Consider the following 24,238-nt stretch of genomic DNA (forward strand, 5'->3'; position numbering starts at 1 on the left):
TTGCCGCCCTAAAATTCGTAAGCCATGCGAAAGTCAACGCGTTGGGTGCCGACATTGACCGTACCTTGCCTTTCCAGCGGATAAGCCCAATCCAATTCGCCCAGCCAGTGCTTAAAAAACTGTAGGCGCACCCCCGCCCCTGTGCCGGCAAGGCGATAATACTGGGGGTTCGGTGCTATGGCATGGTCAATCCACAAATAAGCATAATCAAAAAATGCGTGCAGGCGCAGGTTTTGGGCAAACTCCCAATCGCGCCGTTTCAGTTGCGGACTTTGCAATTCCACCGACAAATTGGCCCCGTCATCACCCAATTGTTGGGTCTGATGGTAACCGCGCACACTTTGCGGGCCGCCGACGGCAAATTGCTCGTTACTGATAAGAGGCATATTGGTAATCTGTCCTGACGCGCGGGCCGCCAAACGCATATCCCACGGCAATTCGCGCAGATGTTTAAGTTCTGTGGTGAAATAGGCGTAGCTGGCTTTCGCCTTATAGCGGCGGTTTTCAAATTCCTGATCGTCGCTACCGAATCCACGCAACGAAAAGTGCAGGGCGGAATTGAGCGTTGTCAGTACGCCTGAAGAACGCCAATTGGCATCATAACCGATTAAAAAAGGCACATAGCTGATCGGCGAGGTTTGTAGGTCTTGACCCTGCTGGCTAATGCCCTGATTAAAACTTTTATAATCAACCCCTAAATTTAAGGTATGGCCATAGTTGTTAATGCCAGGCAAGGGCGTGACCAAACGCGCCCCATAAATTGCCCCGCTACCGACTACTGATAAGCCGCCGACACTCGCCCCCAATTGGGTATTGGAACTGATGCCGATACCGTAAAGCGCCAAACGGCTATCCGCCCAATGGGTAGGTAAGACATAAGTGCCCGACCAGACATCCACTTCATCTGAATTTTCCGGCGACACCTGATACTGTAATGATGCGCTGTGGAAACGTTGCCATAGGTTGTCATAACGTAGTGAACCGATCAGGCGTGAACGGGAGGTGTGTTCGGAATTGCGCCCGTTCATTTCGAGGCTGCCATGTAAGGGTAATTGGTCTTTCACACGCAATTCCACTTCAGTGGTGCCGGGTGTAGATCCGGCTCGGAAAATCGGCGTGATTTGGCGGTCTGCCGACTCTTTGCCCAAATCGGCTACCTGTTCTTGTACTTTGGGCATATACGGTACTTGTCCAGTCGCTAAAGCAGGTACTTTGTCCCGAATTTTGCCTAAGAAAAAATACCGCGACCCTGTTACTTTCAGCCGCTCCACCGCCCCTTCAACGACTTTCAGCCGCACTAAGCCATTCACCACATCCTGTTCGGGAATATCCACCAATACAGTCGGATAGCCATTATCTTTGTACAAGGCTTCTAAGGCTTGGCGGGCTTTTTCGACATCATCAACGGTTTTGGCAGGCCCTAAAAAAGGATAGAGTTTTTTTTCAACCAGGGTTTGTGCTAATACGGTATTGCCGTCAACCTGCATTTCCAACATATCAAACGTAGGTAAAGCTTCGGTAGGGGCAGCAGGCGTGGCGGTAACTTGCTGCGCCGCTGCACCTGATGAAAAAAACCACACGCTAGTGCTTATTAAGGCGTATTGGGCTAACTGCTTCATAAAAAATAAGATAATCGGCAACGCTGCATTAGAAAAACCCAATGCTTTCCGCGCCAAGAGAAGGGTTTATAAGTACATGAGTTATGCTTAATGCAGATAGCATGCCAATATTTACGCTATTGATTCATAATAGAAAATAATGGCTTTGCTAGTGAATGGCTGTTGAATTATCAACAGCCATTGCTGATTTGCTGTTGATAATTCAACAGATAGACAATAACTTCTCCCCAGGCAACCAGAAATTGATAGTGCCGAAAGCAATTCGCCACAAATGGCGTGACCTTGTTAGCCATAAATCTGGCCACACCCTTTGTGGCATATAGCTTGCTAAACAGCAAACGCCGCTTGCAGCTTAGCTGAGAATATCCGTATTTCCTGAGTTATTTCATTTGTACCGCTAAGCCACCTGCGGCATTGGCATCTGCCACGGGCACCAGTTCCGTATGTACCGTGCCGTTGTTTTTATGCGAAAACGGTACGACCGGACTGCTGGAAGCAAACGGGATGCTGGCAGTAAAGCCGCGCGGGTCGGCGGTGGTGGCAAATGCCCCGGTTTTACCCCATGGCTGGGTGGTAGTAACCGCACCTATAATGGTTGGGCTGCCCAAATTGTCGGCCAGGGTTTTCATGAGTTTGGTTTTTAACGCCCAATTTGCATCCCAAGATTTGCTGGTACGGTACAGTACAACACCCTCGCCCCAGTACGGATAGCCTCCCGCAGCAATGTTTTCTAGCGTCGGCGCGTAGCCGTCAATCCGAATGTAACGCCAAGGGTCGCCGCCCGTACCTGTAACCGTAACGGTGTTATTGCGGTCGGCCGAATTGACGGCGATACCCCAACGTTTGGCATAGGCGCTGCCATCGGCCACGTTGTTAAAACCCAGGACATTAGTACCGTTTTGCCAGTCCTTCAGCAAGGTACCGGTATCGGCAACAATAATTGGCTCCTTAACGATAGGCAAAGAGGCATCTTCATCGACGGCACTATCAGGCGTTTTAGTAGCCGGACTAAAGGCATTTTTGGTCGCCGGATAATTCAGGAATACCGAATAGGCAATGACACTGGTGGCGGCACCGTTATTTCTTAAACCCAAAGCCACTGGGGTTAAGTTATTACCTGTTGTCGATTCCTTGTAAGGGGCGGTGACACCTGCATCAGCCAAGATGCTGCTGTCCAACAAACTTTTGACTTTGTTACTGTCCGTTTTATCAACAATTTTTATCTGATCCCATGAACCTATTTTGCCTGCAATCAGCGAAGCCAACAGGTTATGGTTAAGGCTGGGCATATCGTTTTCGTTATAATTGCCGACCACCACGCTACTGGACAAGGTGCCTGCGCGTTTTTGCGCCGCTTGCAGTACCTTATATAAATCTAGCGTCACCGCCACTCCGTACGCCAAGCCGCCTGTAGGCACTATGGTAAACGCGCTCGTACCTGTGGTCGGAATTTGTATGGTCGTCAATGGCCAACCAGGTTCAGGCAAGCCCGTCATCAGTTCGTTTTGTTGGTCGGGATAATTGGCTGTGCCGGGTTTTAACAAAATTGCCGGATCAACCGCAATAGAGCCACAATCAGAAATGTGTTTGATCAGGTAGGTGCTGGCATTGGTTGCGCTGATTGTCTGTTTCCAAGCCTGCGTGCCGTCCGCTATCCAAGCGGATGCCGGCTTGCCGACAATATTGAGATGCTCAAGAGGAATATTGCTGTTTAAAGGGATGACCCCATAGCCAGACCCACCTGCGGTACGTCTGACCAAAAGGATTTTTTTACCCGCCAAACCAGAGCCTAAATTGGCGTTACCCGTGAAATAATGCGCTGTCCACCGCGAGCCTTTAGAACCCGTGACCGGATCGACATCATTAAAGGTATCGACGGTGCCAGATGCAGCCAAAGTGGTGGTGACCACTTGGGTGTATGCATTGGTTAGGGCTACTGCCCCCGAAATAAAGACAGTAAGGTTAGGTGTGCCGTTTGTCCAAGGTGTCAGTGCCTGTGCCGTGTGCGGGCCAGCGAATAATGACACGGCGATAGCGAGGGAGGTAGAGAGTTTTTTCATAGCCGCTTTCCTAATAAGGGTAAATGAACGCTTGTGTATAATGTTACAAATAAGTAAGGTAACGTATTGGTTGAGGCAGTTATCATGCCACTTCAATACGATATATACTTAACTATATAACGATAAATAAAGCAAGCATTAACGGGTTATGAGGATTATTTTTGTAGCCTGTGCAGAACGCTTTAATGTCATAAAGCCGACAAAATACGTTAAGGCCAGTTGGATTATTGGCGTAAAACCGACAAGATAGCCGCACCAATACAGAGTCGCTGATGCCTGCGAAAGCTCTGAAAATAGCGTAACGTAGTGATAGGTAACATGATGGAGTGGGCAGAATCCTCAGTCGCTTGCAACAAGTAGCTTACAAGCGACTGGGTTTAGGGAGGGCAGATGCTGAGCCAAAGATAGGGGCAATCTGTATAGGCTGTAGGGTCTTTTGTGAATCTCTGTAAAATCCGTGGTCTTATCTGTCGCCCAGTGCTTTTTAGGGCTTGCCGTTATTGCAACGGCGCAAAAGACGAGCCGGGCAGCAGTGTGTCCGGCCCGTTAAGGCAAAAGCTTATTTCAATTGGATGGCAAAACCGCCAGCGGCATTCGTGTCGCCAACAGGCACAATGTCAGCATGTGGGTAAACGCCGTTTTTATGCGTCAATGCCACAACAGGGTTGCTGGTATTGAAAGGAATGCTTGCGGTAAAGCCGCGCGGATCGGCAGTTGTGGCGAAAATGCCAGTTTTGCCCCACGCTTGGGTGGTGTTAACTGAACTGGCAACGGTCGGACTGCCCAAGTCATCCGCTAAAGCCTTCAACAGTTTGACCTTAGTCGCCCATAAAGCATCGGTGCTTTTCGCTGTACGGTACAATACTGCACCCTCCGCCCAATGCGGATAATCGCCTGCTGCGACGTTTTCTAAGGTCGGGGCGTAGCCATCGATTTTGATATAACGCCAAGGGTCGCCGCCTGTTCCGGTGGCTGTCACCGCATTATTGCGGTCGGCACTGTTGATGGCAACACCCCAACGCTTGGCGTAGGCAGAACCGTCAGGAACATTGTTAAAGCCCGTCGCGTTAGTGCCATTTTGCCAATCTTTTAACAAATTGCCGGTATCAGCCGCCCCGCCAGGGGATTTAACGATAGGCAAGCTGGCATCTTCATCGACTGCCGTATTAGCCACGGTACTGGCAGGTGGGAAAGAATTGGCGGTGCTAGGATAGTTAAGGAATTTCGCATAAGCCACCGCGCCGATAGCCGCGCCGTTGTTGCGTCTGCCTACCGCTACCGGAGTCAGGTTATTGCCCGTAGTGGTTTCTTTATAAGGTGCGGTGACACCGGCATCGGCCAGAATACTGCTGTCCAGCAAAGTTTTGACCGTGTTGCTATCGGTTTTATCAACAATTTTGACTTCTTCCCAGTTTTGGATTTTACCCGCCAGTATAGAAGCCAGAACATTACGGTTCAGGTTAGGCAGGCTGGCTTCGTCATAGTTGCCGATAACCACAGAGCTGGGCAATGATCCGGCACGTTTTTGCGCAGCTTGTAAGACTTTATACAAATCCAAAGTGACCGCCACACCATAAACCAAACCGCCAGTCGGTACGACAGTAAAGGCATTAGTTCCTGTTTTCGGTACTGACGTTAATGCTAAAGACCAATTGCCTTCAGGTAGGCCAGTAATCAGTTGGTTGACGGGCAACGGATAGTTTTGGGTATTGGGTTTTAGCAATATATCGGGGTCAACACCCAAGAAACCACCATCAGAAATTGCTTTAATCAAGTATTTGGTCGCGTTGGTAGAACTAATTGTTTGTTTCCATTGCTTAGCGCCGTTAGCAACCCAAGCGGTAGAGCCTAGCCCTATCACTTTTAATTGCTCAAGGGCAATACCATTGCCTGAGTTGGCGATTAAAGGCACAACCCCATAACCGGCCGCCCCATAGATACGTTTTTCTAACAAAATTTTCTTGCCCGCTAAACCTGCACCTAAATTCGCGTTGCCGGTAAAGTAATACGCCGTCCAACGGCCACCAATAGTGCCAGTAGCCGGATCGACATCAGCGAAGGTGTCAACTGTGCCTGATGCAGCCAGTGTGTTGGCGACCACTAAGCCATAGGCCTTATCCTGCGCCGCCCCGCCTGAAGTGTAAACGGTAAGGTCGGGTGTGCCGTTTGTCCAAGGGGTAAGGGCGTAAGCTGCCTGTGTACCCGCCAGTAAAGAGACCGCCAGTGCCAATGTGTTTAGTTTATTCATAAAAATCACCTTTTTTAGTTTTAAAAGCCAAGCGTTATGCAGATAGCTTGCAGGGAAGGATTCTGCTGAATAAGCTATTGCACTCATTGTGCCAATATTTAATCTATTGATTTTAAATGATTTTTATTTTTAAAGTTTCAAAGAGGTGTTGGCAGACAAACAGGGTGCTGTTGGTGTGGTGTATTTTTAAAAACAGTTGCGCTATCCAGCCGCATCATTTGCCTTCATAAACCATGATGCTTTGGATGTGTTCTGATAGCCGGCCAAAAATTGATGGTAGTCCGCTGTTGCAGAAGACAAAACAGCCTGATCGTCTTTTTGCTACACACCCTGTCCAATCTTATGGTTTTTCTTCCCACATCGTGCTGGCTTCTCATTTCAAACTGCACCAAAAATAAAATATATTTTTCACTTTAAAGGTGTAAAAATTATTTTTATTTCAAAACTGATATAGATAATCACCATAATCTATACCAATGACTGCGTCTATGAGATTTAAAGGGTTGGCAACTATTGCACCCAGACGGGCATCCCATAAGATGCTTACAAAGGATTGCCCAAGCCGTTATCATGTCAGTAAATCCAGATGCCACGGATGCCATCTGTCAATTTCGTACCGTTGAAAATGATCGGATTTTATTCAATTTCCGCCAGTTTTCTTGTGAGATTAATGCGCTCATTCCTGCGAATTGGATTCTCTTGCTTGGCCTACGAGTACGCGATAATAGCGAATCTCTGCCCCTAAGGGTATGCCGGAATGACAGGTATATTGCTGATTGTGGCTTATAGCCTATCGGCTACTCTCTAACCTAAGGGCGGCGGTGATGGCAGGTAGTTGGGCGGCTAAGTTGTGGGAACTGCTACGCAATAGGTGCAGGATGTCGGCACTGCGCCAGTCGGGGTGCAGTTGCATCGCTAATGCCGCGACCCCGGCGACGTGGGGGGCGGCGAAGGAACTGCCGTTCATGAAGTTATAGCTTTGTTGGGGTACGGTCGTCAGGATGTCTTTGCCGGGGGCGACAATGGCGGGATGGTTACTGTCATCTTCGCCGACGGCTATCACACCCTTAACATTGGCCGGAAAACCGCCGATTTGGCCTAGTTTCGGCATGGCGGCGACCACCAACGTGCCTTGCGCTAAAGCTTTGTCCACTAATTGCCGTAATAACGGATCATCCGGGCCGCTTAGGCTAAGATTAATGATACCGCAACCCATGCGCAAAGCTTGGTTGAGCGCGAACGCCAACGTAAAACTATTGCAGCTCGCCGCCAAGGCCTGAGGCTTGCTAGGCCAGCAAGCCCGAAAAGCAAACAGCTTAGCATCAGGGGCGATACCAGCTATGCCGATGCCATTGTCAGGACGTGCCACCAGCACCCCCGCTACCGCCGTACCGTGGAGATCGGCCATATTATGGTCGGCAGGTTCTGGCGCCATATTTTCCGAATAATTGATTTGTCCTTGTAAATCAGGATGGCTGCTGTCAACACCCGTGTCGATCAAGGCGATACGCACACCCCGTCCGGTGGTGGTGCGGTGTAACTCGGCGATGCCTAAGGCTTGGAAACCAGTCTGCAAATGCACATAAGGGTCGGAAGCCATTGGCACAGGGTCGCCGCCCAGTACCCGAAAATGCTGTAGGGCTTGTACTGCGGCTACTTGGCGGTCTTTATTCAGGGCGCTCATGACGGCAGATAATGGCAAACCTTCGGGGACTTCGTAAAGTACGCAACTAACCCCTAATTCCGTAACCGGCCATTGGGCGACAACCTGTAAATGGTGGCGTTCCGCCAACGCCCGCGCCACCCGCCCGCTCCAACCTGAGTTTTGGTATTGGCCGCCGGTAGGGTAATTGTCAAGCGCGTTGCCGGACACAGTACGCCCGATGGTCTGGTCTACAAACGTCACCAGCAAACGGCGTTGATCGGCGGCATTGTCGCCGACCCGGCTAAAGTCGGTAATATGGGAACAAGCCGCCAAACTCAGCCATAAGCTCAGCAAAACAAGGCGGCTAAGAAATAATGACATGGCGGTATCAGGGGGTGATAATGGGTTCGGCGAACAACACATCAGGCTGGGCGCGTAACATTGCCAAAGCAGCCGCCATATCGGGGCTGTCCGGTACGACTTCCAGAAGGACGGTATAAGCGCCGACACTATTCGGCTCACCGATCCGTTGCCCGTGGATTTGCGCCAACAAAGCGTTAATACGCAGATCGGCTTGCTTATCCGCAAACACGACATGCAGCTTGGTGCCGCCAATAGACACAGGGGGGGCGGCAGATAAAGTGTAATAATCGGCAGGTGCCAACCGCCACGTCTGTGTCCCTTGCGGTATGAGCACTAACAGGAGCAGCAGAGCGGCGGACAACGGCACGCTGACCCACCGCCACCGCCTGCGCCGTCCACGGTTAGCCGATAACACCACCAAGCCGGGTTGTTGCGGACAGGCCTGTGCGGCTACTGGGCCAGTTTGCAATTTTGTCCGTAAACTGGCAAAAGAGCCTTCGGCGGCAATATCCAGTACCTTGGTTTGCTGTACGGTATCTGCCAATTTATGTAAAAACTGCAATTCCTGTTTGCATACCAAACAAGTGCGCAGATGCCGTTCGACTTGTTGCCGCTCGTCTGCCGCCAATGTGCCGTTGACATACCAAGGCAACAGCTCCGCTAAGGCTTGGTGTGGTTCTTTTGCCAATAAGTCGGCTGTATTCATGTCATTACGCTCCATTAGTTGTTTGAAAATGACTGAAGCCTTTTACGCGCATGGAACATACGGGTCTTCACGGTATTTTCAGGGCAGTTGAGGATATGGGCGATGTCTTGGTAAGGCAAGCCATGGTAAAAAGCCAGTTCGATAACCGCCCGTTGGTCTGGCGGTAACGAGGCAAGGGCGCAATTGAGCCAATCTTCGTTTTCATGGCGTTGCGCCAAATTAGCGGCCGGATCGGCCACTTCCGCCAGCCAATCGTCACTGTCGGCATGGGCGTTACGCGCATTATGGTCTAGGGCTTTCAAGGTCTTATTGTAAGCAATGCCAAAGACCCAAGTGGACAGTTTACTGGTATAGTTAAACCCCTCCGGTTTTTGCCAAACCACTAATAACGTTTCTTGGATAATTTCCTCAACGGTTTCGGGTTGGCGGCTAATGCGTTGGATAAAACGGAACAACCGGGGGTAATAGAGCTTATAAAAGGCCTCAAAGGCCGCCATATCGCCCGCCTTAAGGCGTTGGAACAGCGTGTTTTCATCTTCGGCCGGGCTGGGTTCCGGTATCGGCGGTTTTTCGCGGGTTCGCACTAAACGCAACATTGCCACTTTTCCTTTGCTAATCTGGGTTTGCTTCTCTCCTATATCCTGATAAATCGGCTAAAGGTTCAATCGCCGCTAATAATTTCTTAAAACCCCAGACTCATTGACAGCAAATACTGGTTCGCCATAGGCGAGGGCTGGAACCAGCCATAGTGGTAATTTGCCCAATAGTTACCGCCTAACTGGGTATCGACATAGCGCAAATCGAGGCTCAAAGAGCTGGTCACAAACCAAGATAGGCCTGCATTCCAATAAAAATAGTCCTGCCCCAGCAATTGCCCCATTTGGGCATAAGCCAGACCCGCCGACACCTGCACAGTATCGGCAATATCCCGGCGGTAGTCCAATTCATAATTGACCGTTGTGGCATGACGTTGGTAAGCATTTGGCGCCACGGAAATTTTCGCACTGATGCTGTCCTGATAATGCAGGGCGGCGGAATATTCCGCATAGTCAGCGGTTTGGGCAAATACTGTCCCGTCGTATATATAACCTGTCGCCGCTACCGCCATTTGCCAATCTGTAGTAATTGGCAACCGCCAACCCGTATAAGGCCTCGCTTCAAACTCGGCAGTCCCTTTATAATAAATGCTACTCAAGGCGACTGGCGATACCCCCAAACCCGCAAACCATCCGCTCTGGTTTTGGTAATCGAATTGGCCTTGGCCAACCGGATCCCCTCGGCTTTTAGAATACCCCCGATACACATAGTCGCTCAACAGGCGCACTTTACCGTGCCACTCCGCCCCAACAGGCGGCAGGTAAAGCGACAAGCCTAAGTACCACAAAAACAGATGTTGTGGCGGTTTTCCCAACGTAGCCGTCAGTTTCATGGAGGTCTGGCCTTACTTAAAAACCAGAACAGCCGCGCTCACCGCGCCGCCTTTTTTATTAGCGTAATCGCCTGTAAATTATCATCAATCGCCATTTGGTAACGGCCTAACACGCTCATGCCCAACAGGCGGGTATTGCCTAACAGCCGATCAGCGACAAAGGCCACTTCCACATTAAACACGGTCTCCCCGGCAATTTTCAATTCCTGCAACACCCCTATCTTGGCATCGCTCAGGCCATTGGCGGTTTGCATTTTTTGTAGCGTAAATTGGTTCTCACTCAGGCCTAAAGGGGCGATCATGGATTCGGGTAAGACCACCAAATCGGCTCCGGTATCGATCAGCATATCCACCGTTTGCCATAGCCTGCCATCACCGGAAAGGGCGACGGAAACCATCAGATGCTTGCCTTCCTGACGGGTCGGCAAGACAATGCCCCGATTTTCGCGGGCGGTTTTTTTGTTGATAATAGCAATGTGCGCCAATTTACCTTGCTTGTTGCGGCTGGTGATATAGTTAAACCCCACCAGCAATTGGGTCAGTTGCTGGTCTAAATTGCCATAAGCACGCACTTTCGCTTCATTCTGGATGCGTTCCAAGCCGCTGACTTCGATGTGCATCTGTTCTTGTAGCGACTGGATTTGCCCAAACAGATCGTCACCTTCCAGCGTGGCTTGCGCCCGTGCCGTTAAAACTACCCCCATTAAGCTGATAACGGCCAGCAAACGCAACGTGTTATGGGGGCGGTTAAGCCCGCTAAACAGGGTCATGGCTGCACGCCTATCTGTTCGATAGTTGCCCTATCCGCCGGATTCAATTCGGGCAGACGGTAACTGGCCAAATCATCGTGCAAATGTTGCGCGTTGCTGCTGCCGGTCAGCGGTATCATGCCGATTTGCAAGGCGAAGCGGAACACCAGTTGCGCTACCGTACAGCCTAAGCGTTGCGCCATCTTAAGTATCGGGGCTTGCTGTAGTTCGGTCGAGTTGGCCGTTAATAACGAGAAGCCTTGGTAACATATTCCATTAGCCTCGCATAAAGCGCGTATTTCCGCATCCCATTGGCTACGCGCATAACAGCGGTTTTGGACAAAAGCCGGTTTAATCTCGGCTTCCGCCAACAGGCTATGCAATTGCCCGAAACTGACATTAGAAATGCCCAATAATTTCACAACGCCTGTGTGGCATAAATTTTCCATCGTCCGCCACACTTGCCAATCCGCATCCACCAAACCCTGCCGCGCCGCCGGGCCATGCAGGATGAAAGCGTCCAGATAATCGGTCTGTAAATGCTCTAAAGAACTGGCCAGCGATTGCCGGACTTGGGTGCTGTAATCCGCCTTAGGGTCGTAAGGCAAACGGTGGTCTTGGCTGGAGACAAACGTGAATTTACTTTGTAAAAACAGCCCGCTGCGTTGGCACAACCCATCCACCACCGCCTGTTGGACGGCCTTGCCAACCGCCGCTTCATAATAATGGCGGCGTTGGTTGGCGGTGTCGATACCTAAAAATCCTGCCTTAAGCGCTTGGTATGTCAACGCTTCGGTGCGCTCCTCTTTCCAGGCCGTACCGTACAGGAAGGTTGGAACGCTTACGCCTCTATGGTCGATAAGCGGGCTGATGGATAATTGTGGTTGGCTCATGACAGTTTTCGCTGAGGTCTGAAAGATAGACAACAGTTTCTATGATTAAAGGCCAATTGGCAATAGCCTTAAAGCCTATCCAACACCAGCCGCCCCGCTTGTATGGCCTGCTTGCGCCAGTGTTGCCAATAGCTTTGGCTTTGTTGGTGGCGTAAGCAACGTAAATACCGCACCCGCTGGGCTTGGTCGAGATGCTCATGCAGCAAGGGTATTAGGCCGTCTTCAATATTGTAAACGGCTTTGTCCGGCGCCAAACACACAGGCACGACAGACGCTAACGGCAATTGCAAATCCTCGGCAATGGCTTCGCAAGCTTGACGGATGTGCTGAGCTTTGGGGGTATCCGGCTGCTGGATATTGTACGGCGGTTGCCAATCCCGGATAGGCCGGAGGCGGTCGATTTGGGTCACTACGGCGAGGATCACAGGCAAGGCTTGGTGTGGGCGTTGCTCCTGAAAGTAACGGCGTATCTTAGCCAATTGCCCGGCATCGGCGGCGCGGGCCGCTTGGGTGGCAGAGCAGACCAACAGAATCACATCGACTTTCGCCCATTCGTGCAGTAACGCCATCGGGGCTTCGGGGTGCGCCAATCCGGCATACCCGGCACTGTCGAGAATAATGGCTTGTTGCAAACCATCGCGTTCCAACGCATAAGGCGTGATTTCGCTGGTGCTGGGCAATAAGCTGGCGGCAGTTTTTATTTCCCCAAACAAGGCGTTAATCAGGCTGGACTTGCCGCTGCTGACTTGCCCTAACACCAAAAACCGCAACGGCTCCAGCGCTTGCACCTGGGCGGCGGTTTCGGCAAGGTCTGCCCTGGAATCGGGCGTTAACTGCCCAACCGTCACCATATCATCCAAGCTGATCTGGCCGCTGTACAGTTGGATGGCGTAATAGCCCAGTTTATTAATATACGCCGTGATGAGGCGTTGCGATAATTCTTTGGTGACGGTACTTACACCCTTGCTGACTAATACCCCCCGCGCCGCCGCCAGAGCCGCCCCCGACCAATTGAACAACCAGTTACCGATATTAAAAACCGCTTTGAATTTATTCAGGTTAACCGCCGCCTGTTGCAGGCGGAGCAGATCGCCGACCCGCACGGCATGGCTACCCGGAATTTTATCCAACACCTCACGCTGAAGGTCTTCGCAAACCAACACAATCAGCTTGAGCAAGTACGGCAAGGGAAACTCTAACACGGGATACTTAGAATCGGCGTGAAAGTGTCTGGCAACCACGGCCAACACTTCATTGCTTAGCTTTAGGGCTTGGCGGGGATCGGTCAGCACATCGGTTTGGCTTTGCCAGCGTTGCGTCAAGGGTTCCAAGGCTTGCCAAGCCGATTGCGCGGTATCTGACCAATTAGGATTGGCGGGGTTGCTGAACGCGTCGACAATAATCGGCTGGGCGGCATGGCTACGCCAGTACAACAGCGCATAAATCAAAGCGAAGTTAGCCGATAACGCTACCATGCCTTGATAAAGCCAGCCCTGTTGCCATAACCAATAGCCCCCCAAACCGACCAAGCCCAACACGGGCAGTAACGCCAAAACGGCGACAAAAATGCCAAAACGGGTGATGGAGACCGGCATATCAGCTATCCTTCTGCTTAAGAAAGTGCCGGGCTTGGCTAAACGCCTCGTTATAAGTGGCTTTTATGGTTTCGGCAGTCGGTAAGGCACCGCGCTCGACACCGTATAAATACACACAAAAAGCTTTGCCTAAGGCATAGGTCATCGCCCCTGAATACACACCCGCCACCGCCGAGCCGTACACCGGGACTAATTTCAGCAACTCGCGCCCTAATAACCCCAGACCGACACTCACGCCTATCAGGCTAGTAAATTCGGCATACAGCCTACGGGTCAGCTCCAAGCCATAAATCGAGGCGATGCTATGGAACAGCTTGGCCTGTACCGCCAGCACCAAAGGCAAACCCGCCAACGGCACTGCGCCCATGCCGACATTTAACAGTGCGTAACCGATCAGATGCGGGTGGGCTTGTTGGGCATGAAAATCCAGTAATGCCTTATGGTGTTCCGTGCCGCGTAACAAGCCCAACACCCCCTTGGGTAAGACCGTTTCAATCGTATCCCACAATGCCTCCCCGCCATAATCGGCAGGTTCGAAACCGTCTTCCGGCAAGGTGAAATCCACAGCGACAAAATGCGCGGGCAAGCCGTTAAACCAACTCCGCTGATATAGCAAGACTTGCGCTAAAGCGTGCGGCACTTGCGGCGGGAAAGGGCTTTGCAGGTAAGGGTAAGGTTGCAAATGCCCGGCATCACCTTGATAGGCTTCATGCAAAGTGGTTTGCACGACAATGATCGGCCAATCAGGGTGTTGCTTATGAATGGCTTGCACCGTGGCGACCACTTCCGCTTGGTTCATATCCAAAGCGCGGAGGACGACAATCAGCAAATGCGCCTGATTAGCGCACCACGCTAAATCCTCTTCGGGATTATAAGCCGTTTCGCCCAAGCCGCGCGTATCCAAAAATCTGAGCAACGGATGGCTGGCGGACGGGAAATCATAAAACTGCGAACGTGGGGTACAGGCTTGGAAACCATTGCCGATAGCCGCCTTATCGCTACCCGTCAAGGCTCGGATCAGCGAGCTTTTCCCCGCTTGGGTTTTACCCAATAGCCAAAATACCGGAATCGGCAAACTCTGCCTGACCGCGTTGATTTTCACCTCCACACCGTCGGCCTTAGGGCTAAACAGCGCGTCGCCCAAGCCTTGCCACGTCCACTTACCGAGTATTGTCATGGGAATTGATTGAATGGAAAAGTTATTACCGAGTTAAGGGCTTAACAAGCATCGCCAAGCCGCCACGTCTAAATCCGCCAATAAGCGTTGCAAAAACTGGCAGGCCTCCGCCAGATGCCCGTCCGCTTCCGCGCTTAAGCCCTCGCCCAGTTCAAAATGCTCGCCTTTGATGCTGAGCAAAAAACACGGCGGGGGCGGTTGGTGTTTAATGGTTTGGTACACCGCTAATACCGCCGCCGGGCTCATAGCGTGGGTCGTATAACTGTCATCCTTAGCGGCGGTGAGTTCGGCAAACGCGAAAGCGCCGTTACAGTTGACCGAAGCGTCGACAAATAACACTAAAGCCCGCTGTTCCAAATCCAGCGCGTGTTCAATCTGGAGTTGGAAATCATCGAGCAAGTCCACTGAAGCCAAATCGGCATGACCTTCAATATACGCCAACGCCAAAGGCCCTAAGGCATCATCACCACGGCTAAGATTGCCATAGCCGAATATTAATACGGGTTTGGGCATAAAGGTTTATTCCTGTCAGGGCTTTAGCTAAAGTAAGCCGATTATTTACTCGCCGGAGCCGCTAGCGGTACTTTGACGGAAACGGGCATATTAACCGTACCCGCATAAAACGCCAAGATTTTTGCCGGAACAGTACCGATGTTTTTGCCGTTATGCGCGGTGTTAACCACTTCAAAAAAGGTTTCGCCCGCTTCGATGCGTTTTTTCGTGCCGTCTGTTAAGGTCACTTCCAAGGTGCCTTCAATCAGCAGTTCAAAAGACGGCATCGGATGATAATGCCAGCCCGTTTCGGCATCGGGGGCAATTTCTATTAATAGCCCGGTCACTTCGGCAGTGCCGTTAGGATAGGCAATGGCCTTGCCGTCCCAAGTGTGGCTGCTTTTAATCATCGGGGTGACTTTTATCGGCGGGTTGGTTGGGGTAGTAGTCGCGCAAGCGCTCAATACAAAAGCGGCGACTAATGGGAAAAAAGGCTTGGACATGAAAAGGGTAGGGTAGGTTAATAAGGATAAGGCGCATTGAAACACGCTTTTTACATCATGGCGAGCAGTGTTTTGAGCCAGACGTGCAGCGCATATAGAACCCAGCATTAAGCAAATGGCAGGTTACTAGGGCATCGTGCAATGGCTAAAGACCATTGCACTCCACGCTGAGCGCTTAATAATGCCTGAACAACCCACTAAACCCGTTCGATACCGCCGTCGCTATGCTTCACTAGCTTATCCAGCAACCGCCCTTCGGCATCCAGCAATTCCAATTGCAGGGGCATTTTGCCGACCGCATGAGTGGCGCAGGACAAGCAGGGGTCGTAAGCACGGATAGCCACTTCCAGATTGTTCAATAAGGGTTCGGTCAATTCCCGCCCAGACAAATACTCCGCCGCCACTTGCCGCACCGATTCGTTCATCGCCTGGTTATTGCTGGTGGTGGAGACGATTAAATTGGCTTTGGTGACAATATCATTTTCATCGACTTGATAATGGTGGAATAAGGTGCCGCGTGGGGCTTCGATAACGCCTATGCCTTCGTAACGTTTTTCGCCCTGCGCCACCAATTCGCCGCCCAACAAGTCAGCATCGTGCAACAACTCTTTAATGCTTTCCGCACAATGCAGCGCTTCAATCAGCCGCGCCCAATGGAAAGCCAAAGTGCTATGCACCATGGCTTCGGGGCTGTGCGCCTTAAAGTCCAGCCGAGCCGCTTCGGCTAAGGGCGTGTTGATAAAATCGCAATTATTGACCCGCGCCAAGGGCCCGACGCGATACCAACCCGCCTCCTTACCCAACGCCAACAGATACGGAAATTTCATATACGTCCATGAGCGGACTTCTTCATGGATAAATTCGTTATAGCGGCAATAATCGACATGATCCATAATGGCTTCGCCCGCCGCGTTATTGGCGCGGATACCGCCGTGATACAGTTCCAAAGCCCCGTCCGGTTTAATCAGGCCTAAATAATTGCTGCGGATGGTGGCAAATTCATCATAATACGGCAAATTGGCGCAATGGACTTTTTTGACTAAGGCCACAGCTTGGACAGACCAACTGATAATTTGGTCTATATCCGCCAATAAATAATCCCGCTCGGCTTTGTTCAAGGCCTTGTTCATGCCGCCCGGAATCGCCCCCGTGCCATGTATGCGTTTACCCGATACCATGCGGATCACTTCTTGCCCGTATTTGCGCAGCTTAACGCCTTGCACGGCAATATCGGGATAATCCGCCAACACGCCGATAATATTACGTTTGCCGATGTCGCTTTCAAAGCCGAACAATAAGTCGGGGCTGGACAAATGGAAAAAATGCAGCGCGTGTGATTGCAGCACCTGCCCGAAATGCAGCAAACGGCGCAACTTATCGGCGGACACGGGTAGGTTTTCAGGGTCAATGCCGACCAATTGGTCTATCGCCTTCGCCGCCGCCAAATGATGGCTGACCGGGCAAATGCCGCACAGGCGTTGCACTAAGACGGGCAATTCCCAATAAGGGCGGCCTTGGATAAAGCGTTCAAAGCCACGAAATTCGACAATGTGCAGCCGTGCTTGCTGGACTTTATTGTCGGCATCGAGCAATAAAGTGACCTTACCATGCCCTTCGACACGGGACACGGGGTCAACAACGACACGTTTCAGACTGTCACGGTTTTCGGCGGTTTCTAAATGTTCGTACATGGTTTATCCCGATGGTATATCTCGAAAAATGGCTCAGTTCGGCAAAACCCAGCCTATTATCATTACATTTTCAAAAGCCGTATAAATCCGGCCTGTTCAAAATGATGGTCAGATGTTATTGCAGCCGTAATCCGTTCGTCTTGCATTAGGACAAAGCTACTGCAATCAACCAGACTCCATTTTTTATCAGGCCGCGATTTCCACAATTGATAAGCCTGCTGTTCCTTCACTTGATCGATATGGATAACCTTTACCCAAAATGCGGCCTTAATCGTTTCCATGATTTTTATCTGCTGCGGTTTAGTTATCCGTAATGGGCTATAAAGCAAAGCGATAAGCTCTGCAAGGACATAATTACTGGTTACTAATCCGGCTTTATTCATAAAACATTGCTGTAGCAATTGGCTAGTCTGAACATGAAAGGGTTCTGTTTTTATCAGGTAATTAGCCCAACCTGAAGTATCCATAAACAATGCTTGTCTAGTCATTTCTTATAGATTGCCCAATATAATCGTCATGATTTTCACCAATATCACCCGGCCCAAACGTTAACATACCGCTAAGCTGTAACAACGGGTCATCAGTAGCCGTCTGTGCTTGCATTGTCAAAGCCATTTCTAAGGCACTGACGACAAAGGCATTTATATTATTCATTTCTGATAACTGCCGATTAATTTCGTCGGGTATGTCAATGGTAATATTCATATTTTCACCTGATTATTAAAAACAATGTGGCTTAATCATAATGCACCAACCCATAATCCAATTTCGGCTCCCTGCCCGCCAACAAATCGGTCAAAAACGCCCAAAACACATCCGCTGAGGGAGGGCAACCGGGTAGGTAGTAATCTATCTTCACCACCTCGTGTATCGGGCGTACCTTATCCAATAATAGCGGCAGTTCAACATCGTTGGGGATTTGTGGGTTTTCTACACCGATGCCGTCCAGATAGGCTTCGGCCAAACATTCTTCTAACGGGATGAAGTTACGCATGGCGGGTAAGCCACCGTTGATAGCACAAGCGCCGACCGCAACCAGGATTTTGCATTGTTTGCGGAATTCGCGCAGGGTATGGACGTTTTCGGAATTGCACACGCCGCCTTCTATCAGGCCGACATCACAAGGGCCACAATGCTCTATGTCAGTTAGGGGCGAGCGGTCGAACTCAACCAATTCGGCGAGTTGGATAATGCGCTCGTCAATATCCAAAAACGACATGTGGCAACCGAAGCAGCCCGCCAGTGAAGTGGTGGCTATTTTAATTTTATTCGCCATGCGCTTGCTCCGTTGCCAAACTGACGGCATCAATGTCCTGATGGTCATAAACACGTTGCCCTATCGGCACTTGATAGGCGGTGCGCTTGCTGATAATCGCCCCGGTCGGGCAGATATGCGTGGCCTTGTCGGTGACGGCCAAATCGGTATCTTTCAGCAAGCCGCTTTCGGCATTGACGATCAGATGCTTGTTAATGCCGCGCCCGCTGATGGCGAAGACATTTTTGCCGTCGTGCTGTTGGCTGGCCCGCACGCACAGGGTACAAAAAATGCAGCGGTTATGGTCAATCAGGACATCGGGGTGCGATGCGTCCATCTGGCGGTGGGGATAAAATAGCGGAAAATGGTCGTCGAGCATATTCAGATGGTAAGCCACGGCCTGTAATTGGCAGTTGCCGGTCTTTTCGCAAGACGGGCAAAAATGGTTGCCTTCGACAAAGAGCATTTGGGTGATTTTTTGCCTATCGGCATTCAGCTCTTGGGTGTTGTTCAACACATCCTGGCCTTCAGCGGCGGGGAAAGTGCAGGCAGAACAGTTACGCCCATTGACATTGACGGTACAAAGCTTGCAACTGCCGTGCGGGGTAAATTCAGGATGATGGCATAAATGCGGGATATAAACCCCGGCGGCGGTGGCCGCCTGCATAATGGTCTGCCCGTCTGCAAACGGAATGGCTTTTCCGTCCAAAGTGATAGTCTTAGTCATGTTCTGCCTCTATTTGTGCCAGATGCGCAGCGGGGTCGTTGCGGTTCGCCATGCGCCGGGCGGTCTCTAAGGCCGCATCCAGATCAAAGCCCGGTTCATAACTGATTTTTTTCAATTGGCTTTGGTAGACTTCGGGGAAGCGTTCCAAGGTCGTTAAAATGGGGTTGGCGGCGGTTTGTCCTAGCCCACAATGGCTCTGGTTTTTGACCAATTGGCAAAGCTCTTCTAAAGCCACCACATCACCCGCCGAGCCATGGCCGCTAACAATTTTATCCAGTTGTTTTTTCAGCAAAGACGTGCCGACCCGGCAGGGCGTACAAAAGCCGCAGCTTTCGTGGGCGAAAAAGTGGGTGAAATTATTGACAATATCAAGCAGGTTACGGCGGGTGTTAAAGATAATAAACGAGCCGCCCGTCGCCAAATCTTCAAACGCCAACAGACGGTGCAGCTCTTGGGCGGAAATGAACGTCCCCGACGGCCCGCCGACTTGTACGCCCAACACGTCGTCCGCGCCGCAGTCGTTAAGGATGGTTTGGACGCTAGTGCCGAAAGGGTATTCATAAATGCCGGGGCGGCGGCAATCGCCGCTGATGCTAAGGATTTTTGTCCCCTTAGATTTGTCCGTGCCGATGCTGGCGAAACCTTCGCCGCCGTTTAGGGCAATATGTGCGGCCGCCAAAAAAGTCTCGACATTATTAACGACCGTAGGCTTACCCAGATAGCCGTGCGTGACCGGATAAGGCGGGCGGTTACGCGGCACACCCATTTTACCTTCCAGCGATTCGATCAAAGCCGATTCTTCGCCGCAGATATACGCCCCCGCCCCCAAACAAATGCTAATGTCGAAACTAAAGTCTTGGCCTAAAATCGCATTGCCCAATAAGCCCGCTACCCGCCGCCGAGCCAGAACGGCTTGTAACGGTTCATACAGGAACAAGTATTCGCCGCGCAAATATAAAAAGCCTTGGCTAGCCCCGATCAGTGCCGCGCACACAGTCATACCTTCAAACACTTGCTCGGCATAGCGGTTCAGCAACACCCGGTCTTTAAACGTGCCGGGTTCGCCTTCGTCGGCGTTACAGACCACATAACGCACCGCGTCCGCCTCTTCGGCACAAAACCGCCACTTCATCGCCGTTTTAAAGCCCGCCCCGCCGCGCCCACGCAAACCGGATTGCTCAAGTGCCGCCAGCGTCGCCGCCTTGCCTCGGCTAAACACCACCTGTAAAGCGGCTCCTGGTGCTACGGTTTGGCTTAACAGGAGGGCGGTTTTTTGGATATTGTCACTGACTACAAATAATTCGGCAGGCCATTCTGCCACGGGCTTGCGCTGGCTAATCAAATCAGCTATCTGGTCAATTTTGGCCTTATCCAACCGCGTCAAAGCCCTGCCGTTTACCAAACCCGCCGGCCCTTGGTCGCATAAGCCCGTACAGGACGTGTTATCCAAACTGACTACGCCATCCGCGTGTACCCCACCCACCGGCACCTGTAAACGTTCGGACAAATACGCCATTAACTCCGCTTTGCCGAGCATTTGGTCAGTAATCGAGTCGCTGATCAGCAGCTCATACTCGCCCTGGGGCTGTAAATGGAAAAAACTGTAAAACTCCACCACCCCGATGATATGGGTGCGGGGAATGTTTAACAATTCGGCCAACTGTTCTATCGCCGCTGCGGGTATATAATGGTAACGGCCCTGCACCGCCCTTAAGATGGCGAGCAACTGCGTGGCTTGGTAGCTGTGTTGTGCTGCGAGTTCCTGAATAACGTGTCTCATGATTGCCGCTGCCTATATTGGAAAAGTACCTCGGATGATCTCTAGTGATACCCCGCTCACCGGACTGGCCTAAGACCTTAAGCCTTTGGCTGGCTGGCGGGTAAAATAAAAACACTACATTTTATATTGTATCATGGATGACCGTTAGCGCTCATTACACAGCAGATGGTCAGTCAGGGCAATTGCATTAAAACCTAGCTGACACGCGGATATACTGTGAACGGCCAAGTTTTCGGCTTTTACAATTTACCGTAGGGTACGCTGTACCCTACCAAAAAAACCGAAAACTTGGCCGTTTGAAGTATAGAATGGGGAATTTAAAGCCTGTTATCCATGCCTTTTATTTTCCAGCAAAGTCGTCTATACTTGGGTAATTGAAGCTATTCGCATCCGTAGGCAATCCCATCATAAGGAAAGGCAATATGCTAGGCAAAATATCATGCATCACCATAGGCTTATGTCTGGCTTTAGCCGCCCATTCCCCCAACGCCGCCACCAATGTCGTGCTGGCCCGTTATACGTTTGACGATAGCCTGATCGAAACCGGCCCCGATACTTTTTTCGTTGTCGAAAAAGCGCGGGGCAGGGTTGCCCTCAGCAACCAATTCGCCTACAGCGGCGACCGTTCGGTACACCTGCAAGATTTCGCCAACGACCACGACTTTCCTGAGCTGCAAGGCGCTTTGCCCGTGCAAAAAAGCGGCAAGCTGCATTTTCATTTTGCCTTCATGATTGCCGACCCCAGCCAAGCTTTAAACATAGCCCTAGCCGGCCCGCAACATTTTGGCCTCAGACGTGATGGCATCAGTTTTTGGCTCCTGACAGAAAACGGTCACTTAGCGCATATCAGCGCCAACACCACCCAGCCCCTCTTTGCACCCCAGCCCTTTGTTTGGTATGTCACCGACATGATTTATGACATTCCGCGCGGGCGTTACAACTTGCGCATCACCGACGGCACTAAGGTGCTGACCGACTTGAAAGAGGTCGCCAATGCCGCCGATATACCCGGCTCGGCAGTCAGTAAATACTCCTTTATCGGCGATCTCTGGGAAGACGTTTCCAATGTCAACTATTTTATCGACGATGTTACCCTAATCTCCAGCGTTAGCGACACCCCATCGCCGTTTGTCGCCCCAGGCCGCCGGAAACTATTTATTGACCGCTGGCAAGAACAGCAACGCCACTTGCAGCGCAAACCCGCTTGCCTGCCCGTCGCCGCCCCCGAAGACTTTGGCCTATCCTTAAGCTGGCTGAAAAGCAACCTCAGTGCTGACGAACTGCGGGCATTCAAACAGGTATTATCCGGGCAACAGCCCCCCGTCAGCTTACCCGCTTCGGTTGAGGCGTGGCGTAGCGGTATCGGGGCATGGTATCAAGGCTGCCATGCCCTAGACGATGGCCAAGCCCAGCAAGCTGAGGCGGCGTTTGCCACGGCGCGGCAACAATTACCCGGCGGGGTGTTGGTCGATTTGGCGCATATCCAAACCTTAGCCGCGCTGCGCCAGTGGAAGGACTTGGACGGCGAACTGGCCAAAGCATCAGGTTTATGGGGTGAGGATGTCAGATACAGCGTGGTGGTCGGGCAAATCGGTTTTTTGCGCGGCGACCTGCAAGTGTTTGACCAATGGTCTGGAGTGGATGCGCAAACCCTACCCGAAGCAGATTTTATCGCCTGGGCAAACGCTTATTTCGGTGCGCCGTTAAGCACCGAAAGGCTTGGCGTAATGCTAGCCGACCCGCGCCAAAGCCCCTGCCTGCAACGCTATGTCATCGCCGAACAGTATTTTTTTAGCCTATTATGGCGTAATTTAAACGACCAAGCCCTAGCCTACGCACAACGCCTAGCCACGCACCTTGCCGCCGTACCGAAAGCCCGCGCCTTATGGCTAGAACGTAGCGGCGATGCCGCCTTTTTAGACGGACACAGAAAAGCCGCCGCCAACGCCTATCTGGCGGCAGTCGCTTTGGTTAGTTATAGCCCTGGGGCTTTAGGTAAACTATCGGACTTAGCGCACCTGTCCGGCGATGCCACACAGGAGCGCAACTACCGCGAAGCGGTTTATGGATCTTTACGGCAGTAAACGGAGTGCAATGGCCTTTAGCCATTGCACGATGGCCTAACCGTGCGTACTAACGTTTAGCCTGTCGTTTGCTTAACGCCGGACTCTATAATCCGTTCAATTCCATACAAGGAAGGTCTGGAGACAGACGACACCATTAAGCAGTCTATTATCCCACGCTATCAACCAGCTAAAGCCGGCCTGATAAGCCGTCTCAATCGGTACATAAACCCAGTCACAGGTTTTCTCTTGTAATGGTTCATAATACCGTCAATCTTATTATGCACTTGATCGTGCATGTGGACTTTACGCGGCATGGCGACTCTCCTTAAGTGTATAGGCTTAGGCCGTGAAACGGTTACAGCCCGATACCCTTATCGGCCCCCACCTGCTGATACTGCCTAAATGACGGGTAAATAATACCACGGCAGCATAAGTTTAAGCTGTAACTTTTTCACTTGAGGTGTTGTGATATATTACCCAAGCCTCTGCACCTAAAAGGAGCGGTGTGCTTCAATAGAGTAATCCTGTCATTTCGCCCATCCAACGGCGGGCTGGCAAATGGTGTGTTGGCAATAAATAACTTGTTGTCAACAAATAGCCTTGACACATTAGTGTTATAGACCTATCTTAGAACAGCGTTTTTGGCAAAACGCCGCCACAGCCCGATTCAATAAAACACCGCTTAACATAATTCTCATACTATGGGGTTACCTTGGCAACGGAATAAAGGCGTTAAACAGGCACATTTTTCGGTAATTTTGAGGGGCAACATGCAAACAGTCACTGTTTCTGAGCAAGATCAAGTTATTATCCCTTTAGAGATACGCAAACGACTGGGAATTAACTCTGGCAACCAGCTTAATTTTATTCTGGAAGGTTCAGATTTAAGGGTTGAAGTTATGCCCCATATTCAGCCAACACATCCTGATGATGGCTACGGACTCCTTGTCTGCAAGCAACCGGGCGAAAGGCATTTGGCGGATTTTGATGTTACACAAGCTATGTAAAATGCTAACGATATGCGAAAACGACCATTTAGCCAAAAAAACACGGTCAATAACAGATGAAATTGAGATAAATTTAAAAGATGTTGAAAGATAATTGGAATACAGCCTATGTCTTATAAAATTCTTGCTTCTGTTTATGGAAAGGGACTACAAAAACTCTTTATGATGATAGTTTCCGAATTTAACAAGCAGCAATTGAAACAAAAACAGCCTACATTCGAAATTGAATGGAC

Annotated in this window: 21 protein-coding genes; 2 read left to right on the forward strand and 19 right to left on the reverse strand. The window is 50.9% G+C overall.

The features are described from left to right. Positions 1-8: 8 nt before the first annotated feature. The 19 genes from AADEFJLK_RS11345 to AADEFJLK_RS11435 form a co-directional block, all read right to left on the reverse strand. A complete protein-coding gene (locus AADEFJLK_RS11345) occupies positions 9-1,619 on the reverse strand; it encodes a ShlB/FhaC/HecB family hemolysin secretion/activation protein (RefSeq protein WP_088621457.1) in 1,611 nt (536 codons plus the stop codon). 380 nt (positions 1,620-1,999) lie between these two features. Further along, complete coding sequence (locus AADEFJLK_RS11350) at positions 2,000-3,679, reverse strand: hypothetical protein (protein WP_103974334.1); 1,680 nt, start codon at positions 3,677-3,679, stop codon at positions 2,000-2,002. A gap of 559 nt (positions 3,680-4,238) precedes the next feature. After that, a complete protein-coding gene (locus tag AADEFJLK_RS11355) occupies positions 4,239-5,927 on the reverse strand; it encodes a hypothetical protein (RefSeq protein ID WP_088621458.1) in 1,689 nt (562 codons plus the stop codon). A gap of 790 nt (positions 5,928-6,717) precedes the next feature. Beyond that, positions 6,718-7,953, reverse strand: coding sequence for a S8 family peptidase (locus AADEFJLK_RS11360; protein ID WP_103974335.1), 1,236 nt, complete (start codon positions 7,951-7,953; stop codon positions 6,718-6,720). 7 nt (positions 7,954-7,960) lie between these two features. After that, positions 7,961-8,641 (reverse strand): anti-sigma factor family protein, encoded by a 681-nt coding sequence (locus AADEFJLK_RS11365; RefSeq protein ID WP_170065090.1) that lies wholly within the window; start codon positions 8,639-8,641, stop codon positions 7,961-7,963. Positions 8,642-8,655: 14 nt separating this feature from the next. After that, entirely contained in the window at positions 8,656-9,237 is a 582-nt protein-coding gene (locus tag AADEFJLK_RS11370) for an RNA polymerase sigma factor (RefSeq protein ID WP_103974337.1), read from the reverse strand. An 86-nt stretch (positions 9,238-9,323) separates the two neighbouring features. Next, a complete protein-coding gene (locus AADEFJLK_RS11375; RefSeq protein ID WP_103974338.1) occupies positions 9,324-10,070 on the reverse strand; it encodes a TorF family putative porin in 747 nt (248 codons plus the stop codon). 38 nt (positions 10,071-10,108) lie between these two features. Continuing rightward, on the reverse strand, positions 10,109-10,840 hold the full coding sequence (locus tag AADEFJLK_RS11380) for a retropepsin-like aspartic protease family protein (protein WP_103974339.1): 732 nt from the start codon (positions 10,838-10,840) through the stop codon (positions 10,109-10,111). Then, entirely contained in the window at positions 10,837-11,712 is an 876-nt protein-coding gene (locus AADEFJLK_RS11385) for an aldo/keto reductase family protein (RefSeq protein ID WP_103974340.1), read from the reverse strand. Before AADEFJLK_RS11385 ends, AADEFJLK_RS11380 begins: the two co-directional genes overlap by 4 nt. A 68-nt stretch (positions 11,713-11,780) precedes the next feature. Continuing rightward, positions 11,781-13,307 (reverse strand): GTPase family protein, encoded by a 1,527-nt coding sequence (locus tag AADEFJLK_RS11390; RefSeq protein WP_103974341.1) that lies wholly within the window; start codon positions 13,305-13,307, stop codon positions 11,781-11,783. 1 nt (position 13,308) lies between these two features. Beyond that, a complete protein-coding gene (locus AADEFJLK_RS11395; protein ID WP_103974342.1) occupies positions 13,309-14,484 on the reverse strand; it encodes a GTPase family protein in 1,176 nt (391 codons plus the stop codon). Between the two features lie 33 nt (positions 14,485-14,517). Further along, positions 14,518-14,997 (reverse strand): hydrogenase maturation protease, encoded by a 480-nt coding sequence (locus tag AADEFJLK_RS11400; RefSeq protein WP_103974343.1) that lies wholly within the window; start codon positions 14,995-14,997, stop codon positions 14,518-14,520. A gap of 41 nt (positions 14,998-15,038) precedes the next feature. Further along, the gene (locus tag AADEFJLK_RS11405; RefSeq protein ID WP_103974344.1) at positions 15,039-15,479 is read right to left on the reverse strand and encodes a cupin domain-containing protein; all 441 of its coding nucleotides are present in this window, start codon (positions 15,477-15,479) and stop codon (positions 15,039-15,041) included. A 197-nt stretch (positions 15,480-15,676) separates the two neighbouring features. Beyond that, positions 15,677-17,170 carry a Ni/Fe hydrogenase subunit alpha gene (locus tag AADEFJLK_RS11410; RefSeq protein WP_103974345.1) on the reverse strand — a complete coding sequence of 498 codons (1,494 nt, stop codon included), beginning with the start codon at positions 17,168-17,170 and terminating at the stop codon, positions 15,677-15,679. Between the two features lie 62 nt (positions 17,171-17,232). Then, positions 17,233-17,658: a type II toxin-antitoxin system VapC family toxin gene (locus AADEFJLK_RS11415; protein WP_211299200.1), complete on the reverse strand. Its 426-nt coding sequence runs from the start codon at positions 17,656-17,658 to the stop codon at positions 17,233-17,235. Next, entirely contained in the window at positions 17,651-17,875 is a 225-nt protein-coding gene (locus AADEFJLK_RS11420) for a hypothetical protein (protein ID WP_103974346.1), read from the reverse strand. The genes AADEFJLK_RS11415 and AADEFJLK_RS11420 overlap by 8 nt, the downstream gene beginning before the upstream one ends. A gap of 31 nt (positions 17,876-17,906) precedes the next feature. Then, the gene (locus AADEFJLK_RS11425) at positions 17,907-18,446 is read right to left on the reverse strand and encodes an NADH-quinone oxidoreductase subunit B family protein (RefSeq protein ID WP_103974347.1); all 540 of its coding nucleotides are present in this window, start codon (positions 18,444-18,446) and stop codon (positions 17,907-17,909) included. Then, positions 18,436-19,152 carry a 2Fe-2S iron-sulfur cluster-binding protein gene (locus AADEFJLK_RS11430; protein WP_088617712.1) on the reverse strand — a complete coding sequence of 239 codons (717 nt, stop codon included), beginning with the start codon at positions 19,150-19,152 and terminating at the stop codon, positions 18,436-18,438. The genes AADEFJLK_RS11425 and AADEFJLK_RS11430 overlap by 11 nt, the downstream gene beginning before the upstream one ends. Then, positions 19,145-20,932, reverse strand: a complete 1,788-nt coding sequence (locus AADEFJLK_RS11435; protein WP_103974348.1) for an NAD(P)H-dependent oxidoreductase subunit E — start codon at positions 20,930-20,932, stop codon at positions 19,145-19,147. Before AADEFJLK_RS11435 ends, AADEFJLK_RS11430 begins: the two co-directional genes overlap by 8 nt. Before the next feature lie 422 nt (positions 20,933-21,354). Here AADEFJLK_RS11435 and AADEFJLK_RS11440 point away from each other — a divergent pair, with 422 nt between their 5' ends. Next, positions 21,355-23,016 carry a hypothetical protein gene (locus AADEFJLK_RS11440; RefSeq protein ID WP_146054563.1) on the forward strand — a complete coding sequence of 554 codons (1,662 nt, stop codon included), beginning with the start codon at positions 21,355-21,357 and terminating at the stop codon, positions 23,014-23,016. A 752-nt stretch (positions 23,017-23,768) separates the two neighbouring features. Next, positions 23,769-24,005, forward strand: a complete 237-nt coding sequence (locus AADEFJLK_RS11445; protein WP_103974411.1) for an AbrB/MazE/SpoVT family DNA-binding domain-containing protein — start codon at positions 23,769-23,771, stop codon at positions 24,003-24,005. Positions 24,006-24,238 lie beyond the last annotated feature (233 nt).

The sequence above is a fragment of the Methylovulum psychrotolerans genome (assembly GCF_002923755.1).
Lineage (GTDB): Bacteria > Pseudomonadota > Gammaproteobacteria > Methylococcales > Methylomonadaceae > Methylovulum > Methylovulum psychrotolerans.

Bases quoted from the DNA above. Each gene is read 5' to 3' on its own strand.
- AADEFJLK_RS11410 (WP_103974345.1), bottom strand. From the start codon at position 17,170: ATGTACGAACATTTAGAAACCGCCGAAAACCGTGACAGTCTGAAACGT.
- AADEFJLK_RS11380 (WP_103974339.1), bottom strand. From the start codon at position 10,840: ATGACCCTGTTTAGCGGGCTTAACCGCCCCCATAACACGTTGCGTTTG.
- AADEFJLK_RS11440 (WP_146054563.1), top strand. From the start codon at position 21,355: ATGCTAGGCAAAATATCATGCATCACCATAGGCTTATGTCTGGCTTTA.
- AADEFJLK_RS11415 (WP_211299200.1), bottom strand. From the start codon at position 17,658: ATGACTAGACAAGCATTGTTTATGGATACTTCAGGTTGGGCTAATTAC.
- AADEFJLK_RS11345 (WP_088621457.1), bottom strand. From the start codon at position 1,619: ATGAAGCAGTTAGCCCAATACGCCTTAATAAGCACTAGCGTGTGGTTT.
- AADEFJLK_RS11350 (WP_103974334.1), bottom strand. From the start codon at position 3,679: ATGAAAAAACTCTCTACCTCCCTCGCTATCGCCGTGTCATTATTCGCT.
- AADEFJLK_RS11370 (WP_103974337.1), bottom strand. From the start codon at position 9,237: ATGTTGCGTTTAGTGCGAACCCGCGAAAAACCGCCGATACCGGAACCC.
- AADEFJLK_RS11390 (WP_103974341.1), bottom strand. From the start codon at position 13,307: ATGCCGGTCTCCATCACCCGTTTTGGCATTTTTGTCGCCGTTTTGGCG.
- AADEFJLK_RS11430 (WP_088617712.1), bottom strand. From the start codon at position 19,152: ATGACTAAGACTATCACTTTGGACGGAAAAGCCATTCCGTTTGCAGAC.
- AADEFJLK_RS11365 (WP_170065090.1), bottom strand. From the start codon at position 8,641: ATGAATACAGCCGACTTATTGGCAAAAGAACCACACCAAGCCTTAGCG.
- AADEFJLK_RS11360 (WP_103974335.1), bottom strand. From the start codon at position 7,953: ATGTCATTATTTCTTAGCCGCCTTGTTTTGCTGAGCTTATGGCTGAGT.
- AADEFJLK_RS11400 (WP_103974343.1), bottom strand. From the start codon at position 14,997: ATGCCCAAACCCGTATTAATATTCGGCTATGGCAATCTTAGCCGTGGT.
- AADEFJLK_RS11385 (WP_103974340.1), bottom strand. From the start codon at position 11,712: ATGAGCCAACCACAATTATCCATCAGCCCGCTTATCGACCATAGAGGC.
- AADEFJLK_RS11420 (WP_103974346.1), bottom strand. From the start codon at position 17,875: ATGAATATTACCATTGACATACCCGACGAAATTAATCGGCAGTTATCA.
- AADEFJLK_RS11395 (WP_103974342.1), bottom strand. From the start codon at position 14,484: ATGACAATACTCGGTAAGTGGACGTGGCAAGGCTTGGGCGACGCGCTG.
- AADEFJLK_RS11435 (WP_103974348.1), bottom strand. From the start codon at position 20,932: ATGAGACACGTTATTCAGGAACTCGCAGCACAACACAGCTACCAAGCC.
- AADEFJLK_RS11425 (WP_103974347.1), bottom strand. From the start codon at position 18,446: ATGGCGAATAAAATTAAAATAGCCACCACTTCACTGGCGGGCTGCTTC.
- AADEFJLK_RS11445 (WP_103974411.1), top strand. From the start codon at position 23,769: ATGCAAACAGTCACTGTTTCTGAGCAAGATCAAGTTATTATCCCTTTA.
- AADEFJLK_RS11355 (WP_088621458.1), bottom strand. From the start codon at position 5,927: ATGAATAAACTAAACACATTGGCACTGGCGGTCTCTTTACTGGCGGGT.
- AADEFJLK_RS11375 (WP_103974338.1), bottom strand. From the start codon at position 10,070: ATGAAACTGACGGCTACGTTGGGAAAACCGCCACAACATCTGTTTTTG.
- AADEFJLK_RS11405 (WP_103974344.1), bottom strand. From the start codon at position 15,479: ATGTCCAAGCCTTTTTTCCCATTAGTCGCCGCTTTTGTATTGAGCGCT.